The sequence below is a fragment of the Streptomyces sp. S063 genome (genome assembly GCF_002832675.1).
Taxonomy (GTDB): domain Bacteria; phylum Actinomycetota; class Actinomycetes; order Streptomycetales; family Streptomycetaceae; genus Streptomyces; species Streptomyces sindenensis.
In genome coordinates this window covers 1077930-1103188 of sequence record NZ_CP021707.1, presented here as the reverse complement: position 1 = coordinate 1103188, position 25259 = coordinate 1077930, and the positions used below count along the sequence as shown (strand labels likewise).

At 72.7% G+C, this 25259-nt stretch carries 20 protein-coding genes and 2 pseudogenes; 17 read left to right on the top strand and 5 right to left on the bottom strand.

The genetic code is table 11. The features are described 5' to 3' along the window. Positions 1 to 142: 142 nt before the first annotated feature. On the bottom strand, positions 143 to 994 hold the full coding sequence (locus CCZ36_RS04860) for a siderophore-interacting protein (RefSeq protein ID WP_069738816.1): 852 nt from the start codon (positions 992 to 994) through the stop codon (positions 143 to 145). A gap of 70 nt (positions 995 to 1064) precedes the next feature. Next, a complete protein-coding gene (locus tag CCZ36_RS04855; protein ID WP_069738817.1) occupies positions 1065 to 1973 on the bottom strand; it encodes a 5'-3' exonuclease in 909 nt (302 codons plus the stop codon). Positions 1974 to 2293: 320 nt separating this feature from the next. On the opposite strand from CCZ36_RS04855, the gene CCZ36_RS04850 reads away from it, so the two are divergent. The 4 genes from CCZ36_RS04850 to CCZ36_RS04835 all read left to right on the top strand — a co-directional run bounded on the left by CCZ36_RS04850 (position 2294) and on the right by CCZ36_RS04835 (position 7438). After that, the gene (locus CCZ36_RS04850) at positions 2294 to 3376 is read left to right on the top strand and encodes a quaternary amine ABC transporter ATP-binding protein (protein WP_069738818.1); all 1083 of its coding nucleotides are present in this window, start codon (positions 2294 to 2296) and stop codon (positions 3374 to 3376) included. Further along, a complete protein-coding gene (locus CCZ36_RS04845; RefSeq protein WP_128817092.1) occupies positions 3369 to 5990 on the top strand; it encodes an ABC transporter permease/substrate binding protein in 2622 nt (873 codons plus the stop codon). The genes CCZ36_RS04850 and CCZ36_RS04845 overlap by 8 nt, the downstream gene beginning before the upstream one ends. A 164-nt stretch (positions 5991 to 6154) precedes the next feature. Next, the gene (locus CCZ36_RS04840; RefSeq protein ID WP_069738820.1) at positions 6155 to 6700 is read left to right on the top strand and encodes a helix-turn-helix domain-containing protein; all 546 of its coding nucleotides are present in this window, start codon (positions 6155 to 6157) and stop codon (positions 6698 to 6700) included. A 27-nt stretch (positions 6701 to 6727) separates the two neighbouring features. Then, positions 6728 to 7438: a helical backbone metal receptor gene (locus tag CCZ36_RS04835; RefSeq protein ID WP_069738821.1), complete on the top strand. Its 711-nt coding sequence runs from the start codon at positions 6728 to 6730 to the stop codon at positions 7436 to 7438. On the opposite strand, the gene CCZ36_RS04830 is transcribed toward CCZ36_RS04835, so the two are convergent. After that, a complete protein-coding gene (locus tag CCZ36_RS04830; RefSeq protein ID WP_128817091.1) occupies positions 7377 to 8573 on the bottom strand; it encodes a TDT family transporter in 1197 nt (398 codons plus the stop codon). The genes CCZ36_RS04835 and CCZ36_RS04830 overlap by 62 nt on opposite strands. 70 nt (positions 8574 to 8643) lie before the next feature. Between CCZ36_RS04830 and CCZ36_RS04825 the strand changes: the two genes are divergently transcribed. Together CCZ36_RS04825 and CCZ36_RS04820 are read left to right on the top strand one after the other, a co-directional pair. After that, a complete protein-coding gene (locus tag CCZ36_RS04825; RefSeq protein WP_069738823.1) occupies positions 8644 to 9579 on the top strand; it encodes a LysR family transcriptional regulator in 936 nt (311 codons plus the stop codon). A 46-nt stretch (positions 9580 to 9625) separates the two neighbouring features. After that, positions 9626 to 10711, top strand: coding sequence for a DUF2510 domain-containing protein (locus tag CCZ36_RS04820; RefSeq protein WP_128817090.1), 1086 nt, complete (start codon positions 9626 to 9628; stop codon positions 10709 to 10711). A gap of 28 nt (positions 10712 to 10739) precedes the next feature. On the opposite strand, the pseudogene CCZ36_RS04815 reads toward CCZ36_RS04820, so the two are convergent. Then, a pseudogene (locus CCZ36_RS04815) lies at positions 10740 to 11946 on the bottom strand (amino acid deaminase/aldolase). Positions 11947 to 12904: 958 nt separating this feature from the next. Here CCZ36_RS04815 and CCZ36_RS36380 point away from each other — a divergent pair. The 4 genes from CCZ36_RS36380 to CCZ36_RS04790 all read left to right on the top strand — a co-directional run bounded on the left by CCZ36_RS36380 (position 12905) and on the right by CCZ36_RS04790 (position 16508). Further along, positions 12905 to 13618 (top strand): hypothetical protein, encoded by a 714-nt coding sequence (locus CCZ36_RS36380; protein ID WP_164873489.1) that lies wholly within the window; start codon positions 12905 to 12907, stop codon positions 13616 to 13618. Beyond that, positions 13615 to 14796, top strand: a complete 1182-nt coding sequence (gene mycP / locus CCZ36_RS04800) for a type VII secretion-associated serine protease mycosin (RefSeq protein ID WP_069739820.1) — start codon at positions 13615 to 13617, stop codon at positions 14794 to 14796. Before CCZ36_RS36380 ends, mycP begins: the two co-directional genes overlap by 4 nt. Positions 14797 to 14946: 150 nt before the next feature. Beyond that, positions 14947 to 15675: an SseB family protein gene (locus tag CCZ36_RS04795; RefSeq protein ID WP_069744318.1), complete on the top strand. Its 729-nt coding sequence runs from the start codon at positions 14947 to 14949 to the stop codon at positions 15673 to 15675. Positions 15676 to 15794: 119 nt separating this feature from the next. After that, a complete protein-coding gene (locus CCZ36_RS04790; RefSeq protein ID WP_069739822.1) occupies positions 15795 to 16508 on the top strand; it encodes an MIP family channel protein in 714 nt (237 codons plus the stop codon). Positions 16509 to 16595: 87 nt separating this feature from the next. Here CCZ36_RS04790 and CCZ36_RS04785 read toward each other — a convergent pair whose 3' ends face one another. Further along, positions 16596 to 16913, bottom strand: a complete 318-nt coding sequence (locus tag CCZ36_RS04785) for a DUF1844 domain-containing protein (protein WP_128817088.1) — start codon at positions 16911 to 16913, stop codon at positions 16596 to 16598. 378 nt (positions 16914 to 17291) lie between these two features. Here CCZ36_RS04785 and infC point away from each other — a divergent pair, with 378 nt between their 5' ends. The 7 genes and pseudogenes from infC to pheT all read left to right on the top strand — a co-directional run bounded on the left by infC (position 17292) and on the right by pheT (position 24929). Then, positions 17292 to 18008 carry a translation initiation factor IF-3 gene (infC, locus tag CCZ36_RS04780; protein ID WP_079134319.1) on the top strand — a complete coding sequence of 239 codons (717 nt, stop codon included), beginning with the start codon at positions 17292 to 17294 and terminating at the stop codon, positions 18006 to 18008. Positions 18009 to 18129: 121 nt separating this feature from the next. Next, positions 18130 to 18324, top strand: coding sequence for a 50S ribosomal protein L35 (gene rpmI, locus CCZ36_RS04775; RefSeq protein WP_003970213.1), 195 nt, complete (start codon positions 18130 to 18132; stop codon positions 18322 to 18324). Between the two features lie 107 nt (positions 18325 to 18431). Beyond that, complete coding sequence (gene rplT, locus CCZ36_RS04770) at positions 18432 to 18815, top strand: 50S ribosomal protein L20 (protein ID WP_003970214.1); 384 nt, start codon at positions 18432 to 18434, stop codon at positions 18813 to 18815. Positions 18816 to 18933: 118 nt separating this feature from the next. After that, the gene (locus CCZ36_RS04765) at positions 18934 to 19779 is read left to right on the top strand and encodes a TrmH family RNA methyltransferase (RefSeq protein WP_069739823.1); all 846 of its coding nucleotides are present in this window, start codon (positions 18934 to 18936) and stop codon (positions 19777 to 19779) included. Between the two features lie 173 nt (positions 19780 to 19952). Then, positions 19953 to 21110: a sensor histidine kinase gene (locus CCZ36_RS04760; RefSeq protein WP_128817087.1), complete on the top strand. Its 1158-nt coding sequence runs from the start codon at positions 19953 to 19955 to the stop codon at positions 21108 to 21110. Positions 21111 to 21277: 167 nt separating this feature from the next. Then, a pseudogene (pheS, locus tag CCZ36_RS04755) lies at positions 21278 to 22416 on the top strand (phenylalanine--tRNA ligase subunit alpha). Continuing rightward, positions 22416 to 24929 carry a phenylalanine--tRNA ligase subunit beta gene (pheT, locus tag CCZ36_RS04750; protein ID WP_128817086.1) on the top strand — a complete coding sequence of 838 codons (2514 nt, stop codon included), beginning with the start codon at positions 22416 to 22418 and terminating at the stop codon, positions 24927 to 24929. Before pheS ends, pheT begins: the two are co-directional and overlap by 1 nt. Positions 24930 to 25259 lie beyond the last annotated feature (330 nt).

Here is a 25259-nt window from a genome sequence, read left to right as displayed (position 1 = left end):
TGATGTGCGGCGGACGGGGTCCGGGGGTGTGCTCTGCTCGCCGAGCGCCGAGCAGCCAGGGTCTGGCGGACCGGCTGTCGGGATGACCCTGCGGCCGGGCCACCCGGAGGTCAGGTGACCCGGTCCGCCCGGCAAGCAGCCGCTACGCGGCGGTCGTGCCGCCCTCCTGCTCGCGCTCCACCTGCTCGTTCCACTCGCGCTTCACCGCGCGCCAGGCGTCGTCGTTCTGGCCGAGGCGCCAGTAGCCCGAGATGGACAACTGGGCCAGCGGGATCTGCCGTTCCACGCGGAGATGGCGGCGGATCTCCTTCACGAAGCCCGCCTCCCCGTGCACGAACGCCTGGACCTCGCCCTCGGGGAAGTCCAGCCCCTTCACGGCGGCCGTCAGCAGCTCGCCGACGGGCCGGTCGCCCCGGTGCAGCCAGGTCACGGCCACTCCGTCGGGCGTCACGATCTTCTGCTCCTCCGAGGCGTCCGGCACCTCGACGAAGGCGTGCACGAGCGCGCCCACGGGCATCTGCTCCAGCGCCGCCGCGATCGCCGGCAGCGCGCTCTCGTCGCCGACCAGCAGGTGCCAGTCCGCCGAGGCGTCGGGGCCGTAACCGCCGCCGGGCCCGAGGAAGGTCACCTGCTCACCCACGCGCGCCCGCTGGGCCCACGGTCCCGCCAGGCCCTCGTCGCCGTGCACGACGAAGTCGACGGCCATCTCCCGGGCGACCGGGTCCCACGAACGCACCGTGTACGTACGGGTGGTGGGCCACAGCTCGCGCGGGTAGGACTCCCGGATGGCCGCCATGTCGAACGGGTGCGCGTAGTCCGCGCCCTCGGGTGCGAAGCACAGCTTGATGTAGTGGTCGGTGAAGCCGGAGAGGGAGAAGTCCGCCAGCCCCTCGCCGCCGAGGACCACCCGCACCATGTGCGGGGTGATCTGCTCGGTGCGCACGACCTGCGCCCCCTGGGCCTTGGGTCCCTGCCGGGCCGGCCGCTCTGCCACGAGGTACTCCCTGGTTCGAAGACTTAGGTATGCCTAAGTTAACACCCCGGCCGGAACCCCGGTCGACCCCTCAGTGCTGAAGAACGGTCAGCAGGCGCTGGATCGCCCCGCTCAGCCCCCACTGCTCCGCCAGCGCCTCCAGCGCGGCCGGGTCGCGCGGCTCGCGCGGCAGCGCCGGATCGAAGTCGGGCAGGGGGACGTCTCCGGCCACCCGGACCACCTTCGGCGCGACGGCGACATAGGCACGCGACTCGTCCAGCCGCTTGCGCTGCGACGGGGTCAGCTTCGCCTTCGGGTCGTCCACCGCCGCCATGATCCCGTCGAGATCGCCGTACGCGTCCAGCAGCTTCGCCGCCGTCTTCTCGCCGATGCCGGGGACGCCCGGAAGTCCGTCGCTCGGGTCGCCGCGGAGCAGTGCCAGATCCACGTACCCCGCCCCGTCCACGCCGTACTTCTCACGCAGCCACGCCTCGTCGGTCACCTGGAGCGTGCCGACGCCCTTGAGCGGGTAGAGCACGCGGACCCGGCGGGCGTCGTCGACCAGCTGATACAGATCGCGGTCGCCGGTGACGATGTCGACCGGGCCCGTCGCCCGCGCCGTGAGCGTGCCGATGATGTCGTCCGCCTCGTACGGCGTGACGCCGACCCGGGCGATCCCGAGCGCCGCCAGCACGTCCTCGATGATCGGGACCTGCGGGGACAGCGTGTCGGGGATCTCCTCCTCGTCCGTCTGCCCGACGGGCGTCTCCTCGGCGACCCGGTGTGCCTTGTACGTCGGGATCAGGTCGACCCGCCACTGCGGGCGCCAGTCGTTGTCCCAGCAGGCGACCAGCTCGTCCGGCCGGTGGTCGTGCACCAGGCGGCCGATGAAGTCGAGGAGGCCGCGCACGGCGTTCACGGGCGTCCCGTCCGGCGCGCGCACCGAATCGGGCACTCCGAAGTAGGCGCGGAAGTACAGGGAAGCGGTGTCGAGGAGCATCAGGCGTCGCGTCACAGACCCGATGATGCCCCACCCCGCCGACAGTCGCCCCCAGTAACCGCTTACCTGCGCTCCGTCGCAGGTCAGTGACGTGAGTCACGGTCGCGTTTGGGCTGTGTAAGTGCGGGCAGGCGCGGCACCGGAGCGGACCACGTCGCATTTTCAACCAGTGCATGTGCCACGCGGACAGAGCCCGCATTGCTCCACGGTCTGCCGGAGGGGGTGGCAGACCGTTTTTCGGTTCAACGCGTGAGGTGTATGTGTCCAGGCTGAAGGCCGAGCACTTGTACAAAGTGTTCGGCAGACGACCCGATGAAGCCGTGCGGAAGCTGGAGAGCGGTGCGGACCGCGACGAGCTGCGCGCCGAAGGAACGACCGCGGCGGTGATCGACGCGTCGTTCACCGTCGAGCCGGGCCAGATCTTCGTCGTCATGGGGTTGTCCGGCTCGGGCAAGTCCACCCTGCTGCGGATGCTCAACGGCCTCCTCGACCCCACCGCGGGCCGGGTGCTCTTCGACGGCCAGGACCTGACCGCCCTGAGCCCCCGCGAGCTGCGCCACGTCCGCTCCACCAAGATCAGCATGGTGTTCCAGCACTTCGCGCTCTTCCCCCACCGGAGCGTCCTGGAGAACGCCGCGTACGGCCTGGAGGTCCAGGGCGTCCCGCGCGAGGAGCGCGAGGTGCGCGCCGCCGAGGCGCTGCGGCTCACCGGCCTCGAAGGCTGGGAGAAGTCCTGGCCCGACGAGCTGTCCGGCGGTATGCAGCAGCGCGTCGGCCTCGCCCGTGCCCTGGCCACCGACGCCGACCTGCTCCTCATGGACGAGTCCTTCAGCGCGCTCGACCCGCTGATCCGCCGTGACATGCAGGACCAGCTCCTGGAGCTCCAGAAGCGCCTGAAGAAGACCATCGTCTTCATCACCCACGACCTGAACGAGGCCATGCGCCTCGGCGACCGGATCGCCGTCATGCGCGACGGGAAGATCGTCCAGCTCGGCAGCGCCGAGGACATCCTCGTCACCCCGGCCAACGACTACGTCGCCTCCTTCACCCAGGACGTCGACCGCTCCCGGGTGCTCACCGCCGGTGCGATCATGGCCGAGCCGCACACCGCGATGGGCGGCAGGGCCGCGGACGGTACGGAACTGCGCACCCCGCAGGACGTGCTCGCCGCCGCCCCCGCCGCGGTCGCGGAGTCCACGCCGATCATCGACCTGTTCACGCCCTGCTCGCAGAGCCCGGACCCGGTCGCCGTGACCGACGCCAAGGGCAAGCTCGTCGGTGTCGTCCCCAGCTCCCGGCTGCTCGCCGTCCTCGGCGAGCCGATGACCCCGGCCGAGGCCCCCCACGACGCCGATCCCGCGGCCGCGGCCGGCGCCGACGTGAAGAAGGTGGCCGGTGTTTAGGCTTCCCCTCGGCGAATGGGTCGACTCCGCTGTCGACTGGCTGCAGACCCACCTCGTCTGGCTCTTCGACGCCATCAGCTCGATCGTCAGCGGCATGTTCGACGGCATAGCCGCCGTCCTGTCCGCCCCCGCACCGCTGCTGTTCGCGGGCATCGTCGCCGTCATCGCCTGGTGGCTGCGCGGCCTGCCCGCCGCCCTGCTCACCTTCGTCGGATTCGCCCTCATCGACTCCGTCGAACTGTGGGACGAGGCGATGGACACCCTCACCCTGGTGCTCGTCGCGACCCTCGTCACCCTGGCCATCGCCGTACCGCTGGGCATCTGGGCCTCCCGGTCCAGGACGGTCAGCGCGGTGGTCCGCCCGGTCCTGGACTTCATGCAGACCATGCCCGCCATGGTCTATCTGATCCCCGGCGTCATCTTCTTCGGCGTCGGCGTGGTCCCCGGCATCATCGCCACGATCATCTTCGCGCTGCCCCCGGGCGTCCGGATGACCGAACTCGGCATCCGGCAGGTCGACGGCGAACTCGTCGAGGCGGCAGAGGCCTTCGGCACCACCTCGCGCAACACCCTGCTGCGCGTCCAGCTGCCCCTCGCGCTGCCCACGATCATGGCCGGTATCAACCAGGTCATCATGCTCGGCCTGTCCATGGTCGTCATCGCGGGCATGGTCGGCGGCGGCGGCCTCGGCGGCTCCGTCTACCGCGCCATCGGCAACGTCGACGTCGGCCTCGGCTTCGAGGCGGGCATCTCCATCGTCATCCTCGCCATGTACCTGGACCGGATGACCGGCGCCCTCGGCACGGTGGTCTCCCCGCTGGGCCGCCGCGCGGTCGCCAAGACCCGCGCGATGGCCGAGGGCTGGAAGATCTGGACCTACCGCCCGCAGCCCGTGGTCGCGGTCGCCGCGATCGTCGCCCTCGCCCTCGTGGCGGGCGGCATGAGCGTCTTCGGCGGCTCCAAGGACGCCACCGCCGGCAGGAGCGCACAGGTCGGCGACGGCAAGAAGATCTCCATCGGCTACATCCCGTGGGACGAGGGCATCGCCTCCACGTTCCTCTGGAAGGAGATGCTGGAGCAGCGCGGCTTCGAGGTCGACGTCAAGCAGTACGAGGCCGGCGCGCTGTACACCGGCATGGCCAACGGGCAGATCGACTTCCAGACCGACTCCTGGCTGCCGGTCACCCATGCCAGCTACTGGGAGAAGTACCAGGACCGTCTGGAGGACATGGGCTCCTGGTACGCCCCCACCTCGCTGGAGCTGGCCGTCCCGGCGTACATGGAGGACGTCACGTCGATGGAGGACCTGAAGGGCCGGGCCTCCGAGTTCAAGGGCCGCATCGTCGGCATCGAGCCGAGCGCGGGCGAGATGGGCCTGCTCAAGGACAAGCTCCTGCCGGGCTACGGCCTGGACAAGGAGTACAAGCTCATCGACGGCTCCACGCCGTCCATGCTGGCCGAGCTGAAGCGCGCGTACGCCAAGAAGGAACCGATCGTCGTTCCGCTCTGGTCGCCGCACTGGGCCTACAACGACTTCGACCTCACCAAGCTCAAGGACCCCAAGGGTCTGTGGGGCGAGGGCGACGGCATCCACACCCTGGCGCGCAAGGGCTTCTCGCAGGAGAACCCCGAGGTCGCCCAGTGGCTGAAGAGCTTCAAGATGACCGAGAAGCAGCTCACCAGCCTGGAGGCCGAAATCCAGAAGGCCGGTTCCGGCAAGGAGCAGGAAGCCGTCCGCACCTGGCTGAAGGACAACTCCGGCGTCGTCGACAGGTGGGCCCCCGCCCCGAAGGACGCCCGGGCCGTGAGCGGTGACGACGAGCGCAAGCGCCCGGTCGAGGTCGCCTGGTTCCCCTGGGAGGAGGACATCGCCGCCACGTACCTGTGGAAGGCGGTCCTGGAGGAGCGCGGCTACAAGATCAACCTCAAGCAGTTCGACGTCGGGCCGATGTACGCCGCCATGTCACGCGGTCAGATCGACGTCCAGTTCGACGGCTGGCTGCCATACACCCAGAAGAACTACTGGGACAAGTACGGCGACAAGCTGACCGACATCGGCTCCTGGTACGGGCCGACCTCTGTCGAGATCGCCGTCCCCGACTACGTCAAGGACGTCAAGACCCTCGACGACCTGAAGGGCAAGGGCTCCGACTTCAAGGGCCGGATCGTCGGCATCGAGCCCGGCGCCGCCGCGATGGAGAACCTCAAGAAGAACGTCCTGCCGCAGTACGGCCTGGACAAGGAGTTCAAGGTCCTCGACTCCTCCACGCCCGGCATGCTGGCCGAGCTGAAGCGCGCATACGCCAAGAAGGAGCCCATCGCGGTCCTGCTGTGGACCCCGCACTGGGCGTACAACGAGTACGGCATGACCAAGCTGAAGGACCCGAAGAAGGCGTTCGGTGACGGCGACCGGCTGCACACCATCGCCTCCAAAAAGTTCCCGGAGCAGTATCCGCAGCTGACGAAGTGGTTCAAGGACTTCAAGCTCACCGAGAAGCAGCTCGGCGGCCTGGAGAACGAGATCCAGAAGCGCGGCGCGGGCCACGAGGAGGAAGCCGTGAAGGCCTGGATGGACGACAACCCGGGCATCGCGGACACCATGGCGCCCCAGTAGGGCTCACGGGCAGAAAAACACAGGTAGGAGAGGGGTGGCCCCGCCTTCGGGCGGGGCCACCCCTTTCCGGCTGCCCGCAGGTCGTTTTCCGGACGTCGTGCGCAACCATGTGCGTAAGGTGCTGGCAACCGCGAGGATGGGCGGGTGCGGGAGGGAGCTCGGACATGGACGACAAGGACACACCGCGGGTGGGCGCCGCGGTCCGGCGTCGACGCCGAACCCTCGGTCTCACGCTGGCCGCGGTCGCCGAGCGCAGCGGGCTCTCCGTGCCCTTCCTCAGCCAGATCGAGAACGAACGGGCCCGCCCCAGCGCCCGCTCCCTCGACCGGGTCGCCGAAGCGCTGGAGACCACCACCAAGAAGCTCCACGACGCCGCCGACTCCGCCCGCGCCGTGGACGTCGTCCGGGGCGAGGAGGGCGAGGGCGTACGCCGCCTGGTGCGCGGCCGCCACCAGCTCAGCGCCCTGGAGTTCTCCGGCGAACCGGACCTCGGCCGCGAGTTCCAGCACCGCAACGACGAGCTGATGTACGTCGTCGCGGGCGCCGTCGACGTCGAGGCGGAGGGCCAGGTGCACCGGCTGGAGAGCGGCGACACCCTGTTCCTCTCCGGCGGGGTCCGCCACCGCTGGCGCGCCACCGTGCCCGACACCCGGCTCCTCGTCGTCTCGGTGGCCGAGCACATCGACGCCACCTTCGACTCGCGCCGCTGAGCCCCGCCCCTGCCCGAAAGGCGTTCCGTGCGCGTCGTCTCCCTGGTCCCCTCGCTCACCGAGGCCGTCGCCCGCACCGCCCCCGGGCTGCTCGTCGGCGTCACCGACTGGTGCACCCACCCGGCCGGCCTCGCCGCCGCCCGGATCGGCGGCACGAAGAACCCCGACGTGGCCGCGATCGCCGCCCTCGCCCCCGACCTCGTGATCGCCAACGAGGAGGAGAACCGGGCCCCCGACCTCGACGCGCTCCGGGCCGCCGGGCTCGACGTCCTCGTCACCGAGGTCCGCACCCTGGACCAGGCCTTCACCGAACTCCACCACGTCCTCGTCGACGGCTGCGGGCTCGCCCGGCCCCGCTGGCTGGATACGGCCGAGGCCGCCTGGACCGCCCTGCCCGCGCCCTCCGCAAGCCCGCGCCCCGCCGTCGTACCGATCTGGCGCAGGCCGTGGATGGTGCTGGGGCACGACACCTTCGCCGGGGACCTCCTCGCCCGCCTCGGCATCCGCAACGTGTACGCCGACCACCCCGAGCGCTACCCCCGCGTCCCCGTCGACGAGCTGAACGCCTCCGGGGCCGAGCTGGTCGTGCTGCCCGACGAGCCCTACCGCTTCACCGCCGACGACGGGCCCGAAGCCTTCCCCACCCTGCCCGCCGCACTCGTCGACGGGCGGCTGCTCACGTGGTACGGGCCGTCACTGACCGAGGCGGCACGGGTGCTGCCGTCAGCGCTCCGCTGACCACCCCGCGCACCGTCCGCGTCCCGGCCGCCGCCCACGCCACGACCAGGAACACGTACAGCGCCACCGCAAGCCAGGTCAGCGCGTCCAGACCGGTGTGCCGCGCCAGACCCGCCGCCCCCGTCACACACGTACCGACGGGGAAGGTGAACGCCCACCACGTCATCGCGAACCCCATCCCGTTCCGCGCCGCCCGCACCACCATCGCGGCCGCCAGCGCCAGCCACAGCAGCGCGAAGCCCATCACCGGCACCCCGTACAGCACGGCGAACGCGCCGAACGCCGAGGCGTAGGGGGCCGCCACCGCCCCTGGGGCGACATCGGCCAGCTGGTTGACGGCGGTCGTCGACTGGCCGAGCGGCCCCAGCACCAGAAACAGCGTCGGGGTCAGCGCGAGCGGCAGCGGACCGTGGTGGACCAGCCGCGAGAAGACCAGCGGCAGCACCACCAGCGACGCCAGCAACGACAGCCCGAACATCGCGTAGCAGGCCAGCAGCAGCGCCTCACGCCCCTGCCCGGCCCCCAGGTGGGGCACCAGCAGCGCGCCCTGCGAGGCCGACACCATCGGGGCGACCAGCGGCAGCAGCCAGACCGGCGACGCGGTCCCGGGCGCGGGACGGTGGCGTACGACCATCAGGTACGGCACGACGACGGCCGCCGCCAGCCCCACCGCCGTACCCGCCGAGAACAGCACCACGTCCACCGCGAGCGCCGCCCGCGCGCCCACCACGTCCACGCCCACCGTCAGGGTGGCCCCGCCGACGGCCATCAGCGCCATCGACAGACAGCCGTAGAACGGGGCGATCGCCGGGTCCAGCAGATGGGCGCGGGCCTGGTCGCGGTGGTGGATCCAGTGCCCGGCCCGCGCGGCGAGGACGGCCAGGAGCAGCACGGCCGACAGCGCCCACACGACGGTGATCGCGGCCCGCAGCCCGGGAACGTCGACGGGGAGCGCGGCCCCGGCGCCCGCGACGATCGCGGTGCCCATCACGCTCGCGTACCAGTTCGGGCCGATGTGCCGCAGGGACGGCAGCCGCGTCGCGTCGCCGGACGTTCCCGACGCCTGCCCCGGGGACGTCAGCGGCGCGGTGGAGGGAGGCGGTGCGGCGGTCCTGGTCTGCGGAAAGATGGCCATGCCACGATTCTTGGCGGCGGAGCCCCCGCCCACCAGGGACCCCGTTCCTATGAGGTCATAAGCTGGCTTGATGACCGGCGACGACCTGCGCACACCCCACATCCCCCTCGCCCACCGGGTCCCCGACCTCGGGGCGCTGGAACTGCTGCTCGCCGTCGCCCGCCACGGCAGCCTCGGCCGGGCCGCCCGGGACGTCGGCATCACCCAGCCCGCCGCCTCCAGCCGCGTCCGGTCCATGGAGCGGCAGCTCGGCGTCACCCTGCTGGACCGTTCCCCGCGCGGCTCCCGGCTCACCGACGCGGGCGCGCTGGTCACCGACTGGGCTCGCCGGGTCGTCGAGGCGGCCGAGGCCTTCGACGCGGGCACGCAGGCGCTGCGCGACCGCCGCGACTCCAGGCTGCGGGTCGCCGCCAGCATGACGATCGCCGAATACCTGCTGCCGGGCTGGCTGATCGCCCTGCGCGGGGAGCGCCCGGACACCGCGGTCTCGCTCCTCGTCGGCAATTCGGCGGCCGTCGCCCGCCGCCTGGTCACCGGCGAGGCCGACCTCGGCTTCGTCGAGGGCCTGTCGATACCGGAGGGCCTCGACGGCACCGTCATCGCCCACGACCGCCTCGTCGTCGTGGTCGCCCCCACCCACCCCTGGGCCCGCCGGCGCACCCCGCTGCTGCCCGGCGAACTCGCCGCCACCCCGCTGATCCTTCGGGAACACGGCTCCGGCACCCGCCAGGTCCTGGACGCCGCGCTCGCCGTGCACGGCGGACTGGCCCAGCCGCTGCTGGAACTCTCCTCCACCACGGCGGTCAAGGGCGCGGCCGAGAGCGGCGCGGGCCCCTGCGTCCTGAGCGAACTGGCCCTGGGCGAGGAGCTGTCCGCCCGCCGCCTCGTCCAGGTCCCGGTCGCGGGCGTACGGCTGCGCCGCCAACTCCGCGCCGTCTGGCCCGGCGGCCACCGCCCCGCAGGCCCCGCCCGCGATCTTCTGTCACTGACCGGCCGCGGCGTCTGAACCGGACGCCCGTGACCGTGCCGGAGGCGGACTTTAGAGTGTGGGCATGAGCTACGCGACGCCGCCCGGCTGGTATCCGGACACGGGCACACCCGGCCTGGAGCGCTGGTGGGACGGCACGGCCTGGACCGCGCACACCCGCCCGCCCGCCGCCGGCCCGGCCGCATCGCACCAGCCCTCCGCATCGTCGGATCCCGGCCCCGCGCAGTCCGGCCCGGGCGGGTTCGGCCCGGCGGAGGGCGGACCGGGGAGTTTCGGTCCGGCGGATCCCGGCTCCGGGAGTTTCGGTCCGGCGGAGGCGGCCCCGGCCGGGTTCGGCCCGCCGTCGTTTCCGCTCCCGCACCAGCGCGGCCCGCACGACGGGCCCGGGGGCGGCAACCGGACGAAGATCCTGGCGATCACGCTCTCCGGGGCGCTGGTCCTGGGCGCGGCCGTCACCGGCGTGATCCTCCTGGGCCGCGACGACGGCGGCACGCCGGCCGCCCCGACCACGACCACCTCGACGTCGGCCCCCGTCACCACCCCCTCGGCCACCGCCACGGCCTCCGACGAACCCGATCCCGACGAGAACCCGGGCGTTCTCGTCGACCAGCTCAACGGGGTCACGGTGCCGGTGCCCGAGGGCTGGGAGAAGCCGAAGAGCAGCTCCTCCGACGTCCCCACCATCCGCACCGTCCAGTCCTACGACTGCCCCGGCGGCTCGTCGTTCTGCTACCACGGCACGGTCACCACCCACACCGCCCGGAGCGCCGAGACCGACCCCAGGGCCCTGGCCGAGGCCGACATCACCACCGCCGCCGATCTCGCCTACGAGGAGGACAGCCTCGGCCGCCGCAACCACGGCGGGATCACCTCGCACAAGGTGCTCAGGGCCGAGCAGCTGTCCGTCGCCGGACGCGCCGGCTACCTGGTGCGCTGGCAGGTCACGACCGGCAGGGGACCCGGCGGATACGTGCAGTCCGTCGCCTTCCCCTCGTCCGTGGGCAGCGGCACCCCCGTGATCGTCCGGCTCGTCTTCGACGCGGACGTCGCCGAGCTGCCGCTCTCGCTGATGGACACGATCACCCGGGGCATCCGCCCGCTCGGCGACGACGGGACGAGCGGCGGCGTGGGCGCGTCGATCAGCCCCTGACCGGGCATCGGGGCCGGAGCGGGCGCGGTCAGAGGAAGGTCTGCCCCTCGCCCCGGTACGTCGGAACGCTCGCCGTGACCCGGTCGCCCTCGATCAGGTGCAGGGTGTCGAAGCGCTCGCACAGCTCCCCGGCCTTGGCGTGCCGGAACCACACCTTGTCGCCGATGAGCAGATCGTCGGCGGGGAACCCAGCAGCGGCGTCTGAACCTCGCCCGCGCCCTCCTGCGGGTCGTAGCGCAGCCCCTCCGGCAGATACGGCACCGGGGAGCGGTCCGCGCCGGCCGCACCGGACGCCGGATAGCCCACCCCCGAGCACCCGTCACCACACCACACCCCACCCCGCCGGCGCACCACGGGCTGGGCGAACAGGGCCGCCGGACGGGCGGTGAACGACGTGTAGTTGTCGAACAGCCGGGGCACGTACAGACCCGAACCGGCGGCGATCTCCGTCACCGCGCTCTCCGCCGCCGTGTGCTGCACGCTGCCCGTGCCGCCGCCGTTCACGAACTCCAGCTCCGGCGCGACCGCGCGAACCGCCCGCACCACCTCGGCCCGGCGCACCGCCAGCTCCTTGCGGGCGGCGGCCTGCATCAGCCGGATCGCCCGGGACCGCAGCGGCCGGCGGCGACCGCGTCCCCGACCCCGGCGACATGGCCCTCGTACGCCATCAGGCCCACCAGCCGGAAGCCGGGCCTGCGCGCCACCGAGCGGGCCAGTTCGGCGAGCTGGGCGGGGGAGCGCAGCGGTGAACGCAGGGCCCCGATCCGCACCCGGCCGCCCAGCATCCGCAGCGAGGTGTCCAGCTCCAGGCAGACCCGGATCTCCTCGCGCCCACCGGCCCGGGAAGCGTCGATCAGCTCCAGCTGGGAGTGGTCGTCCACCATCACCGTCACGGTCGAGGCCAGCTTCGGGTCGGCCGCCAGCTCCGCGAAGGCGGCCCGGTCCGCCGAGGGATAGGCCAGCAGTACGTCGTCGAATCCGGCCCGCGCCAGCCACAGCGACTCCGCCAGCGTGTACGACATGATCCCGGCGAACCCGGGCCGCGCGAGCACCCGCTCCAGCAGGGCCCGGCACCGCACCGACTTGCTCGCCACCCGGACGGGCTTCCCGGCCGCCCGCCGCACCAGATCGTCGGCGTTGGCGTCGAACGCCTCCAGATCCACGATGGCGATCGGGGCGTCGAGATGGGCGGTGGCCCGGTTGTAGCGGGTCCGGTCAGCGGCGCGGGCAGTCATGGCCGCAGCTTGCCAGAGAGCCGCTACGGCTGGGTAGGGGGACGATCGGGACAGATCCTCCACCGCCCGGGAGTCCCGTTCCCCGCGGCCCGCCCGCAGCCCGTAGAGTGACCTGCACGCGAGCACCAACGGGCCTGTCACCGGCGGTGATCCGTGGTCGGTACGAGGATGTGTCAGCGGGGGGCCGGATGAGTACCGAAGCGCGACGCGCTCCTGTCCCGCCCCGCCCGACGACCCCTCCCGCACCCCCCGCAGCGAAGCCCCCGGCACCGCCCCGGCCCGGCACGCCTCCGGCCCCCGCGGCCTCGGCCGCCGAGCCTCCGGGCCCGCCCCGGAGGCTCCCACCACCCCGCCGACGGCATCGGACCGGCCCGGTCCACCGGCAGCCTTCACCCAGCAGGGCGCATCAGACCGCCGGGCGGCCCCGACACACCCCGGCCCGCCCACCGCGCCCGCTGTGAGCCCCGCGCCCACCACGCGCTCGGGCCCTTCGGCTGCGCGCCCGGGCCCGCCGGCTGCGCGCCCGGCACACCCCGGCCCGTCCGCAACGGGCTCGACGCACCCCGGCCCGCCTGCCGCGACCCCGACCTCCTCCGCGCCCCGCGCACCCCCCCGCCCACCCGGGGCCCGCGCCCAGCAGGACGCCCGCGCCCCCGCAGGCCCCCGCGAGCCCCGCGCAGGCCCCTGCGCCGCCCGCGCATCCCGCCCCGCCCGCCGCCCCGCGCAAGCCCCCACCCACACCCCGCCCGCCACCGGCCCCACCCCCCCCCGGCACCTGGCGCAGACCCGTCGGGGCCGTCGACCTGACGCCCGCGCCGGGGGCCGTTCCGCCGCCCCCGGTGGCTACCGGGCGCCCGTCCGCCACGGCTTCCCCGAGACACCCGTCGAGACCACCACCCGGCTGCGCCCCGTCCGGCCCCGGCAGCGGTGGCGTACGGCAGCGGCCGCCGCCTGTGTCGTGCTCGGGCTCGGGCTGATCGGCGGGGCCGTCACCGGCGCCTGGCTGACCGGCGACTCCTCGGCCGGGACCACCAGGAGCCCGTACACCACCGCCCGGGACGCCTGGCACAGCGTCCCCGTCGACACGCTGTTCCCGCGCACCCTGAAGGGCCGGGGCGCGGGCCCCGGCGGCACCCACCGCACCTGGACCCGGGTCGCCGTCGCCGCCGACAGCACCTGCAAGGACGGCCTCGACCCGCTGCTCCTCACCACGCTCCGGTCCGTCGGCTGCGAGCGGCTGGTGCGCGCCACGTACACCGACGCCACCCGCTCCGCCGTCACCACCGTCGGCCTCGTCTTCACCGAGGCCGACGCCTCCGGCATGCAGGCCCTGCGCACCCGGTTCACCGAGCAGAGGCTCGGCGCGCGCAAGGACCTGATGCCGCGTACGTACGCCCCCGAGGGCACCTCCGCAGCCTCCTTCGGAGACAGACAGCGCGCCAGCTGGACGGTCAACCCGCTCACGGAGATCCCGGTCGTCGTCCTCGCCGTCTCCGGCTTCGCGGACGGCCGCGCCGTCGCCGAACCGCAGCCCGCCGCCGACGCCATGGCCTCCGGCGCCGAGACGGCCGTCGCCCAGGCCGGGCTCGGCCACGAGGCGAAGGGCGTCGCGGACCGGGTGGAGCGCGGACTGCGCGCAGCCGTCGCCGACCTCGCGGAGCAGTCCGGATGAACCGCCGACCCCGCCGCGCCCTCGCCGCGCTGTGCGCCGCCGCCGTTCTCGTCCTCACCCCCGCCGCGCCCGCCGCCGCCGACGCCATCCGCGACCAGCAGTGGGCCCTGGACGCCCTGCACACGGACCGGGCCTGGCAGACCACCCGGGGCGACGGGATCACCGTCGCCGTCCTGGACACCGGCGTCGACGACGCCCACCCCGACCTCACCGGCCAGGTGCTCCCCGGCAAGGACCTCGTCGGCTTCGGCGCCGCCCGCGGCGACTCCTCCTGGGCCCTGCACGGCACCGCCATGGCCGGCATCATCGCCGGACACGGCAACGGCCCCGGCCGCACCGACGGCATCCTCGGCATCGCCCCCGAAGCCCGGATCCTGCCGGTCCGGGTCATCCTCGAATCCAAGGACCCGGCCCGCGCCAAGGCCCGCAAGACCCGGGGTGCCGCCCTCGCCGACGGCATCCGGTGGGCCGCCGACAACGGCGCCGACGTCATCAACCTCTCCCTGGGCGACGACAGCAAGTCCGCCCACCCCGACCCCGGCGAGGACGCGGCCATCCAGTACGCCCTGTCCAAGGGCATCCCCGTGATCGCGTCGGCGGGCAACGGCGGCGAGAAGGGGGACCGGATCTCCTACCCCGCCGCCTATCCGGGGGTGATCGCGGTCGCCGCCGTCGACGAGTACGGCACCCACGCCTCGTTCTCCACCCGCCGCTGGTACGCCACCGTCAGCGCCCCCGGTGTGGACATCGTGGTCGCCAACCCGGACGGGCACTACTACATCGAGTGGGGCACCTCCGCCGCCGCCGCGTTCGTCTCCGGCTCCGTCGCCCTGGTCCGGGCCGCCCACCCCGGTCTCTCCCCGGCCCAGATCAAGAAGCTCCTCGCCGACACCGCCCGCGACGCCCCCGCCCAGGGCCGCGACGACTCCCGCGGCTACGGCATCGTCGACCCGGCGGAGGCCATCGAGGCGGGCGCCCGGCTGCGCCCGGCGGACCTGGACGCCAAGGCCGCCCCGGCCGGACACCGGGGGCGGTACTTCGGCGCGGGCCCGACCCCGCCCCGTACCGCCGACGGGACGGCCAACTGGGCCGCCCCGCTCGCCGGCGGCCTCGGTGCGGCGCTGCTGGCCGCCGCCGTCGTCCTGTGGCGCGGCCGGAACGCCCCCGGCCGCCGCTGAGCACGTTCGCTTCCTCGGCGTACGACGAGGAGGGCCGCCACCGAGCCGGGTCGCCGCCGAACCCGCCGCCGTCGAGCACGGGCGCCGTCGAGTCCGGCCGCCGCGACACCTGCGAGCAGACCCCCGGACGTCAGGCACTACCCTCGTCCCGTGGAGCTCAAGAACATTCCGGACCCCGGTTTCTCCGACGACGACGGCTCGGCGTCCCCGGCCCTGACCAGTGCGTTGGACGCCTGGTCCCGGGACCGCGGTGCCGTCGGCCCGGTCCTCTCGGCCCTGCGGGACGCCCGGCTCCTGGTGCCCGTCGTCGCCGTCCTCGGCGAGGTCGAGGAGGACGAGAGAGGGCTGCGGCGCGAGAAGACCAGCGACATGGCCGTCCCCACCCTCAAGGCCGGCGACCGGCGCGCGCTGCCCGCCTTCACCTCGACCGCCTCACTCGCGCTCTGGGACCCCGAGGCGCGCCCCGTCGCCGTACCGCTGCACCAGGCTCTCCAGGCCGCAGCCCACGAGAAGGCCGACACCGTCGTGCTGGACCTCGCCGGGCCCGTCCCCTTCGAGCTGAGCGGGCAGGCGCTCCTGGCGCTGGCCGAGAACCGCACCAGCACCGACCCGCTCCAGGACCCCGCCGTCACCGAGGCCGTGCGGGACATCGTCGCCGCCGACCCCGCCGTGGTCCGGGCCCACCTCGGCCCCGGCAGTGCCGACGGCACCCTCGCGCTCGTCCTCGCCCCGGACGCGGTCCCCGCCGAAGCCGCGCGCCGCGTCGCGCAGGCCCTGTCGGCCAGTGAGGTGCTGCGGGCCCGGCTGGTCAGCGGCCTGGACCTGGCCCTCCTCCCGGCCGGGACGGCCCTGCCGGGGGAGCCCCTCTTCGCCCGCTGATCGCCCCCCTGGTCGTCTGGCCGGCACCGGCCCGACGAGCGCGAAGCGTCCACCGCCATGAGAATTGTCGGGAAATTCGGAGGAATCCGATCTAACGGACGACATCGCGAGGTGGTTCCATGCAGAAGCGGATCGTGGCGTCAGAGTTTCTCGGCACCTTGCTGCTGGTGTTCTTCGCCGTGGGGTCCGCGGTGGTCGCCGTCGAATACCTCGGCACGGTGGGGATCGCCCTCACCTTCGGCTTCACGCTCCTCGCCCTGGCCTACGCGCTCGGCCCGATCTCCGGCTGCCATGTCAACCCGGCGGTGACGCTGGGCATGCTGATGGCCGGCCGCATCGACATCCGTACGGCTGTGGAGCGCTGGGTGGCCCAGTTCCTCGGCGCGATCGTCGGCTCCGCTCTGCTGTTCCTGCTGGCGAAGCAGATCCCCGGTCTGGAGACCAGCGGCGAGTTCGGCACCAACGGCTACGACGACCGGTCGGCCGTCGGCATCAACATCGGCGGCGCGTTCCTCGCCGAGGTCGTACTGACGTTCCTGCTCGTCTACGTGGTCCTGGCGGTGACCCACAAGGTCGCGGTCACCGGCTTCGACGGCCTGCCCATCGGCCTGGCGCTCGCGGCGATCCACCTGGTGGGCATCCCGCTGACCGGCACCTCGGTCAACCCGGCCCGCAGCTTCGGCCCGGCGCTCTTCGCCGGCGGCGCCGCCCTCTCCCAGCTCTGGCTGTTCATCGTCGCGCCGCTGGTCGGCGGCGTCGTCGCGGCCTACGCCCACCGGCTCACCCACCCCTTCCCCAACGTCCTGCCCGAGGAGACCGAGGACGCCATCTGAGGCCCGCGAAGGGGCCCGACGCACACGCGCGGGAGCCCGCCGCCCCACGGGGGGACGGCGGGCTCCCTGGCGTACGGGGGGCAGCGGCTAGCCGTAGACGGGGCCGGTGTACTTCTCGCCGGGGCCGTGACCGGGCTCGTCCGGCACCAGCGAGGCCTCGCGGAAGGCGAGCTGAAGCGACTTCAGGCCGTCGCGCAGCGGCGAGGCGTGGAAGGTGCTGATCTCCGTGGTGCTCGCGTCCAGCAGTCCGGCCAGGGCGTGGACCAGCTTGCGGGCCTCGTCCAGGTCCTTGTGGTCCTCGCCCTCCTCGGTGAGGCCGAGCTTCACGGCGGCCGCGCTCATCAGGTTGACGGCGACCGTCACGATCACCTCGACCGCGGGGACCTCCGCGATGTCGCGGGCCATGTCGTCGAAGCCGGGGTTCTCACTGCTGGGGTCGCGTCGCTCATGCCCACACGATAAGGCCAGGCCACCGCCCTGCCGTCCGCGGGCGTCCCTCCCGCCTCCGTGGTGCGGGCCCCGGGGATCGTGCGGTAGTCTGGTGGAACGACCGGCCGGACATCTATGTGCCCGGCCCACAAGTGGAGGCTCCGATCTCCCACCTGGCCGTCCGTCGAGGACGGCGGGTCACCGGTCAGGCGGCGACCATCGTTCCGTACGGACGATGGGCCCGCCCGATAGCCCCACGGTCCACCGTGGCGGTGTTCCGGTAGTTCCTGGAGCCTCGCCTTGTGTTCCGTCCGGGGCATTTTTTGCGGTTCCGGCGCGGTTGGTCTTGACGTTATAAGACGTTACGCGGCTGTCCGCCAGGCGGTCGCGTGGTGCTACCGAGGAGGATCCATCAGCGCCGAGCCCCGCATCAACGACCGGATTCGCGTTCCCGAGGTCCGACTTGTCGGTCCCAGTGGCGAGCAGGTCGGGATTGTTCCGCTTGCCAAGGCCCTGGAACTCGCACAGGAGTACGACCTCGACCTGGTCGAGGTGGCGGCGACAGCCCGTCCGCCCGTGTGCAAGCTCATGGACTACGGGAAGTTCAAGTACGAGTCGGCCATGAAGGCCCGTGAGGCGCGCAAGAACCAGGCGCACACGGTCATCAAGGAGATGAAGCTCCGGCCGAAGATCGACCCGCACGACTATGACACCAAGAAGGGTCATGTCGTCCGGTTCCTCAAGCAGGGCGACAAGGTCAAGATCACGATCATGTTCCGTGGTCGTGAGCAGTCCCGTCCTGAGCTGGGCTTCCGACTGCTCCAGCGTCTCGCTTCGGACGTCGAGGACCTGGGCTTCATCGAGTCCAACCCGAAGCAGGACGGCCGGAACATGATCATGGTTCTGGGCCCGCACAAGAAGAAGACCGAAGCCATGGCCGAAGCCCGTGAGGCCCAGGCCGCCCGCAAGGCGGAGCGTCAGGGTTCCTCCGACGCCGCGTCCGAGGGCGAGACCGCCGAGGCCCAGGCCGACGCGGCCGAGGCTCCGGCCGAGACACCTTCCGAGGCGTGACCTTCGGGGGCCGCCACCCAGGCGCCCCCGGGTCATCCCGGAACCCCATAGAGATCTGACGCCCCTGCAGTCCGGTGCTCCGCACCGTGAGGGGCGCCACTGACGAGGAGAGAACGGCGCGATGCCGAAGAACAAGACGCACAGCGGTGCCAGCAAGCGCTTCAAGATCACCGGCTCCGGCAAGGTGCTCCGCGAGAGGGCCGGCAAGCGCCACCTGCTCGAGCACAAGTCGTCCAAGAAGACCCGCTCGCTGACCGGCACGGTCGTCGTGGCTCCGGCCGACGCCAAGAAGATCAAGAAGCTTCTCGGCAAGTGAGGCCCGGCCTCCGGCTCGCCCCGGAGGCACGACCTCGATCACACCGGGACCAATTCGTTTCCGGGCCGTGTGAAGACACCCACGGCCCCGCTACAAGGAGTTAACAAGTGGCACGCGTCAAGCGGGCAGTCAACGCCCACAAGAAGCGCCGGGCGATCCTCGAAGCCGCCAGCGGCTACCGCGGTCAGCGCTCGCGTCTGTACCGCAAGGCCAAGGAGCAGGTCACCCACTCCCTGGTCTACAACTACAACGACCGCAAGAAGCGCAAGGGCGACTTCCGTCAGCTGTGGATCCAGCGCATCAACGCCGCTGCCCGCCAGAACGGCATGACGTACAACCGCCTCATCCAGGGTCTGAAGGCCGCCAACATCGAGGTGGACCGCAAGATCCTGGCCGAGCTCGCGGTCAACGACGCCAACGCGTTCGCCGCCCTCGTCGAGGTCGCGCAGAAGGCCCTCCCGAGCGACGTCAACGCCCCGAAGGCCGCCTGATCCAGGCGCCGCCTTCCCAGGCAGTACGTGAACCGGACCCGCAGGCGCACGCCGCCTGCGGGTCCGGTGCGTTGCCGCTGAACCCCACCGCCGTACGCAGAGAGGCTCGCCGCCGACCATGGGCACCCCCGAACTGATCTCCCCGCGCTCCCCGCGCGTCGCCGCCGCCCGCAGGCTGGCCCGCCGCAACTTCCGGGGCAAGGAGCGCAGGTTCATCGCCGAGGGGCCCCAGGCCGTGCGCGAGGCCGCCGCCCACCGCGGCGGGGACGGTGAGCCGACCCTCATCGAGCTGTTCGCCACCCCCGAGGCCGCCGACCGGTACGCCGACATCGTCGAGGCCGCCCACACGGCGGGCGCCCGGGTCCACCTGGCCGACGCCGACGTCCTCGCCGACGTCTCCCAGACCGTCACCCCGCAGGGGCTCATCGGCGTCTGCCGCTTCCTGGACTCCCCGTTCCAGGAGATCCTGGACGCCAGGCCCGCCCTGGTGGCCGTTCTGGCCAACGTCCGCGACCCCGGGAACGCCGGGACGGTCCTGCGCTGCGCGGACGCCGCGGGCGCGGACGCGGTGATCCTCACCGACGCCTCCGTCGACCTCTACAACCCCAAGTCCGTGCGCGCCTCGGTCGGTTCGCTCTTCCACCTCCCCGTCGCCGTCGGCGTCCCCGTCGAGCAGGCCGTCCAGGGCCTTCGGGACGCCGGGGTGCGGATCCTCGCCGCCGACGGGGCCGGCGCCGACGACCTGGACGACGAGCTGGACGCCGGCACCATGGGCACCCCCACCGCCTGGATCTTCGGCAACGAGGCATGGGGGCTCCCCGAGGAGACCCGCGCGCTCGCCGACGCCGTCGTCCGCGTCCCCATCCACGGCAAGGCGGAGAGCCTCAACCTCGCCACCGCCGCCGCCGTCTGCCTCTACGCCTCCGCCCGCGCGCAGCGTCCGCGGCGCGCCCCCGACGCGTAACGAGCCGCCGTCCTCACAGCCCGTCAGCACACGATCCCGGCCATCCCCGCGCCCCCTCCCACCGGCGCACTCCTCTCCGCGCCCCCACAGGGTGTCGCCGGTTCACCGACGACTAGTAGGGTGACGAACTCGGGGGCCCACTGCACCTGTTCGAAAGGTGGGGATACGGGAAGATGGCTGTCGGCATGAGTTCGCCGCGACCGGCGCGCACCACCGCCGTGCGCGCCGCGGCCGAGGAGCCGGCCGGTCCTGCGGCCGGTCCGGACAGCCTCGCCGGTGGTCTCGACCCGGACGATCTTCCCGACGGTCTCGTCGTCGCCGACGAGCGCGGACACGTCGTCTGCTTCAACACCGCCGCCGTCCGGATCACGGCGACCCCCCGCGCCGACGCGATCGGCCGGCCGCTGGACGCCGTCCTTCCGCTGGAGGACCTCAAGGGGAAGCGCTGGTGGCCGCTGACCGACCCGTACGGCGGTCTCGCCACCCGCAACGGCCAGCCCGAGCGCAATCTGCTGCTGCCCGGCGGCCGCGAGGTGCTCGTCTCCGCCCGTTACGTACGCGAGCACCCGACCGGACCGGTGCGCCGGGTCGTGGTCTGCCTGCGGGGGACCGAAGCCCGTCGGCGTACCGAACGCAGCCACGCCGAGCTGATCGCCACCGTCGCCCACGAACTGCGCTCCCCGCTGACCTCCGTCAAAGGGTTCACCGCCACGCTGCTCGCCAAGTGGGAGAGGTTCACCGACGACCAGAAGCGGCTGATGCTGGAGACCGTCGACGCCGACGCCGGCCGGGTCACCCGGCTCATCGCCGAACTGCTCGACATCTCCCGCATCGACTCCGGGCGCCTGGAGCTGCGCCGCCAGCCCGTCGACATCTCCGCCGCCGTGGCCCGGCACATCCAGGCGCTCATCACCGGCGGCCAGGCCGCCGAGCGCTTTCTCGTCCGCACCCGGGGGCCGCTGCCCGCTCTGTGGGCCGACCCGGACAAGGTCGACCAGGTCCTCGGCAACCTCCTGGAAAACGCGGTGCGCCACGGTGAGGGAACCGTCACCATTGAGATCGCCCCGGCATCCGCGCCGGGCGCCGACGACGAGATGGGAACGGCTGTCACCGTGAGCGACGAAGGCCCCGGCATCCCCGAGGAGTCGATGAGCCGCGTCTTCACCCGCTTCTGGCGGGGCAGCAAGCGCGGCGGCACGGGCCTGGGCCTCTACATCGTCAAGGGCATCATCGAGGCCCACGGCGGCACGATCACCGTCGGCCGGGGGCCCGGCGGCGGGGCAGAGTTCCGATTTATTCTGCCCGTGAGCACGCCCGCCTATCTGAAGTAGAGGGGTTTGCGTAGCAATCAGGCAGGGTGGTGGTGGGCGACGGGAGGGCTGAGCGGCCCACGGGCGCCCCGACCGTCCTGCGGCCCTTAGACTCGACCTTTGGCACCTTTGCGTCCAGCGGTCTCCAGCCGGGTCGCGCCACCAGCCAATCGGAAGCACGGGAAGAGATGTCGGCACCGAACAAGTCGTACGACCCAGTCGAGGTCGAGGCACTGAAACCGGAAGAGATCGAGCGCATGCGGGACGAGGCGTTCGCCGCCTTCGCCGCCGCCGGTGACCTCGACGCGCTCGCCCAGGCGAAGACCGCGCACACCGGAGGTACCTCGCCGCTGTCCCTCGCCAACCGCGAGATCGGCGCCCTGCCCCCGCAGGCCAAGGCCGAGGCGGGCAAGCGCGTGGGCCAGGCCCGTGGCGCCGTCTCCAAGGCGTTGGCCGCCCGCCAGGCCGAGCTGGAGGCGGAGCGCGACGCCCGGGTGCTCGTCGAGGAGGCCGTGGACGTCACGCTGCCCTACGACCGCACCCCGGCCGGCGCCCGCCACCCGCTGACGACGATCATGGAGCGCGTCGCGGACGTCTTCGTGGCCATGGGCTACGAGATCGCCGAGGGCCCCGAGGTCGAGGCGGAGTGGTTCAACTTCGACGCCCTGAACTTCGTGCCCGACCACCCGGCCCGCCAGATGCAGGACACCTTCTTCGTCCAGGGCACCACGCCCGACGGCAAGGTCACCGAGGGCGACGAGTCCGGCGTCGTGCTGCGTACGCACACCTCCCCGGTCCAGGCGCGCTCGCTCCTGGAGCGCAAGCCCCCCGTCTACGTGGTCTGCCCCGGCCGGGTCTACCGCACCGACGAGCTGGACGCCACGCACACCCCGGTCTTCCACCAGATCGAGCTGCTCGCCGTCGACGAGGGCCTCACCATGGCCGACCTCAAGGGCACCCTCGACCACATGGTCCAGGCGCTCTTCGGGCCGGACATGAAGACCCGGCTGCGGCCGAACTTCTTCCCGTTCACCGAGCCGTCCGCCGAGATGGACATGGTCTGCTACGTCTGCCGCGGCGAGTCCGTCGGCAACCCGGACCGCCCCTGCCGCACCTGCGGCAGCGAGGGCTGGATCGAGCTGGGCGGCTGCGGCATGGTCAACCCCAAGGTGCTCACCGCCTGCGGCGTCGACCCCAGAAGTACAGCGGATTCGCCTTCGGGTTCGGCATCGAACGGATGCTGATGTTCCGCCACAACGTCGAAGACATGCGAGACATGGTCGAGGGTGACGTCCGGTTCACCCGGCCGTTCGGGATGGAGATCTGATGCGCGTCCCGCTTTCCTGGCTGCGGGAGTACGTCGACCTGCCGGAGACGGAGACCGGCCGTGACGTACAGGCCAAGCTCGTCTCCGTCGGCCTCGAGGTCGAGACCGTCGAGCAGATCGGCGCGGGCCTCAAGGGCCCCCTGGTCGTCGGACAGGTCCTGACCATCGAGGAGCTGGAGGGGTTCAAGAAGCCCATCCGCTTCTGCACCGTCGACGTCGGCACCGCCAACGGCACCGGCGAGCCGCAGGAGATCGTCTGCGGCGCCCGTAACTTCTCGGTCGGCGACAAGGTGGTCGTGGTCCTCCCGGGCGCCGTCCTGCCCGGCGACTTCGCGATCGCCGCCCGCAAGACGTACGGCAAGACCTCGCACGGCATGATCTGCTCCACCGACGAGCTCGGCATGGGCGACGACGGCACCCACGGCATCATCGTGCTGCCGCCGGAGCACGAGGTCGGCACCGACGCGATCGAGCTGCTCCAGCTCGTCGACGAGGTCCTCGACATCGCCGTCACCCCGGACCGGGGCTACTGCCTGTCCATGCGCGGTGTCGCCCGCGAGACCGCGACCGCCTACGGGCTGCCGCTGCGCGACCCGGCGCTCCTGGACGTGCCCCCGCCCAACGCGTACGGCTACCCGGTCCAGATCTCCGACCCGATCGGCTGCGACCGCTTCACCGCCCGCACCGTCACCGGTCTCCAGCCCGAGGCCCGCTCGCCGATCTGGATGCAGCGTCGCCTCCAGAAGGCCGGGATGCGGCCGATCTCGCTGGCCGTCGACATCACCAACTACGTGATGCTGGAGCTCGGCCAGCCGCTGCACGCCTACGACCGCAACCGGGTCGACGGGCCGATCGGCGTGCGCCGTGCCACCCAGGGCGAGAAGCTCACCACGCTGGACGGCACCGTGCGCGTGCTGGACGCCGAGGACCTCGTCATCACCGACAACCGCGGGCCCATCGGCCTCGCGGGCGTCATGGGCGGTGCCAACACCGAGATCGCCGACGCGGACGGCGAGCACGCGCTGACCACCGAGGTCGTCATCGAGGCCGCGCACTTCGACGCGATCTCGATCGCCCGCACCGCGCGCCGCCACAAGCTGTCCTCCGAGGCGTCCAAGCGCTTCGAGCGCGGCGTCGACCCGCAGGCCGCCGCCGCTGCCGCGCAGCGCACGGTGGACCTGCTGGTCCTCCTCGCGGGCGGCACCGCCGAGGCCGGGGTCACCGAGATCACCTCGCCGCACGCGCCGCGCACCATCGCGATGCCGGCCAACCACCCGGACAAGGTCGCCGGTGTGGAGTACGGCCGCGAGACCGTCGTCCGCCGCCTCCAGGAGGTCGGCTGCGACGTCTACGGGCAGGACGAGCTGATCGTCACCGTCCCGTCCTGGCGGCCCGACCTGGGCGAGCCGAACGACCTCGCCGAAGAGGTCATCCGCCTGGAGGGCTACGAGAACCTGCCCTCCACGCTGCCCACGCCCCCCTCCGGGCGCGGTCTCACCGACCGGCAGCGGCTGCACCGCCGCATCGGCCGGGTGCTGGCCGGAGCCGGATACGTCGAGGCGCTGAGCTACCCGTTCATCGGCGACGCGGTCCTCGACCAGCTCGGCCTGGAGGCGGACGACGCCCGCCGCCGCACGGTCAAGCTGGTCAACCCGATCTCCGACGAGGAGCCGGCGCTGCGCACCACGCTGCTGCCGGGCCTCCTCGGCGCCCTGCGCCGCAACGACGGGCGCGGCAGCCACGACCTGGCGCTCTTCGAGACCGGCCTGGTCTTCCGGCCGACGGGCGAGGAGAAGCAGGCCGTCCGGCTCCCCGTCGACCGCCGCCCGACCGACGAGGAGATCGCCGGTCTGAACGCGGCCCTGCCGCGTCAGCCGCGCCGCGCCGCCGTCGCCCTCGCGGGCGCCCGTGAGCAGTCCGGCTGGTGGGGCAAGGGCACCCCGGCGACCTGGGCGGACGCGATCGAGGCCGCCCGGTGCGTCGCGGCCGAGGCAGGCGTCGAGGTCATCGTCCGCGCCGACCAGCACGCCCCGTGGCACCCGGGCCGCTGCGCCGCGCTGTACGTCAACGTGAACGGCGAGGAGACCCTCTTCGGACACGCGGGCGAACTGCACCCGCGCGTGATCAAGGCGCTCCACCTGCCCGAGCGGACCTGCGCCGCCGAGGTCGAGCTGGACGTCCTGGAACAGGCCGTCGACGGAGCGCTCCAGGCGCCCCGGATCTCCACCTTCCCGGTGGCGACCCAGGACGTCGCGCTCGTCGTCGCCGAGGACGTCCCGGCCGCCGACGTGGAGCGGGCGCTGCGCGAGGGCGCGGGCGAACTCCTCGAATCGCTGCGGCTGTTCGACGTCTTCACCGGCGAGCAGATCGGCGGGGGCAACAAGTCCCTGGCGTACGCGCTGCGCTTCCGCGCCGCCGACCGCACGCTGACCGTCGAGGAGGCCTCGGCCGCCCGCGACAGCGCGGTGGCCCTGGCCGCCGAGCGTACGGGCGCGGTGCTGCGCGGGGCGTGAACCCCGTGGTGCTGCGCGGGGCGTAAAGCCCTGGGTCCCCGGGGCGTAACTCCCCCGGGCGTCGAGAAGGGGCGTATCCGGCCACCGGATACGCCCCTTCTCCGTCCCGCCGGTCGGCGGAGGGACCACACGCCGGATCGGGGGCGGGAACCGGGAGGAAGCGCGGTTCCGGCCGCCGTTCCGCAGCCACCCTCCTTCGTCGTCGGTCAGTGGGCCGTGCGGTCCGGGCGCCGTCCGCACCGCCTCGGAGTGTCGGGCAGGTAGCGGTGCGGACGGCGCGGGTGCGGGTCGTGGGCCGTTACGAGGGGGAGCCGACGACCCGGCCGCCTC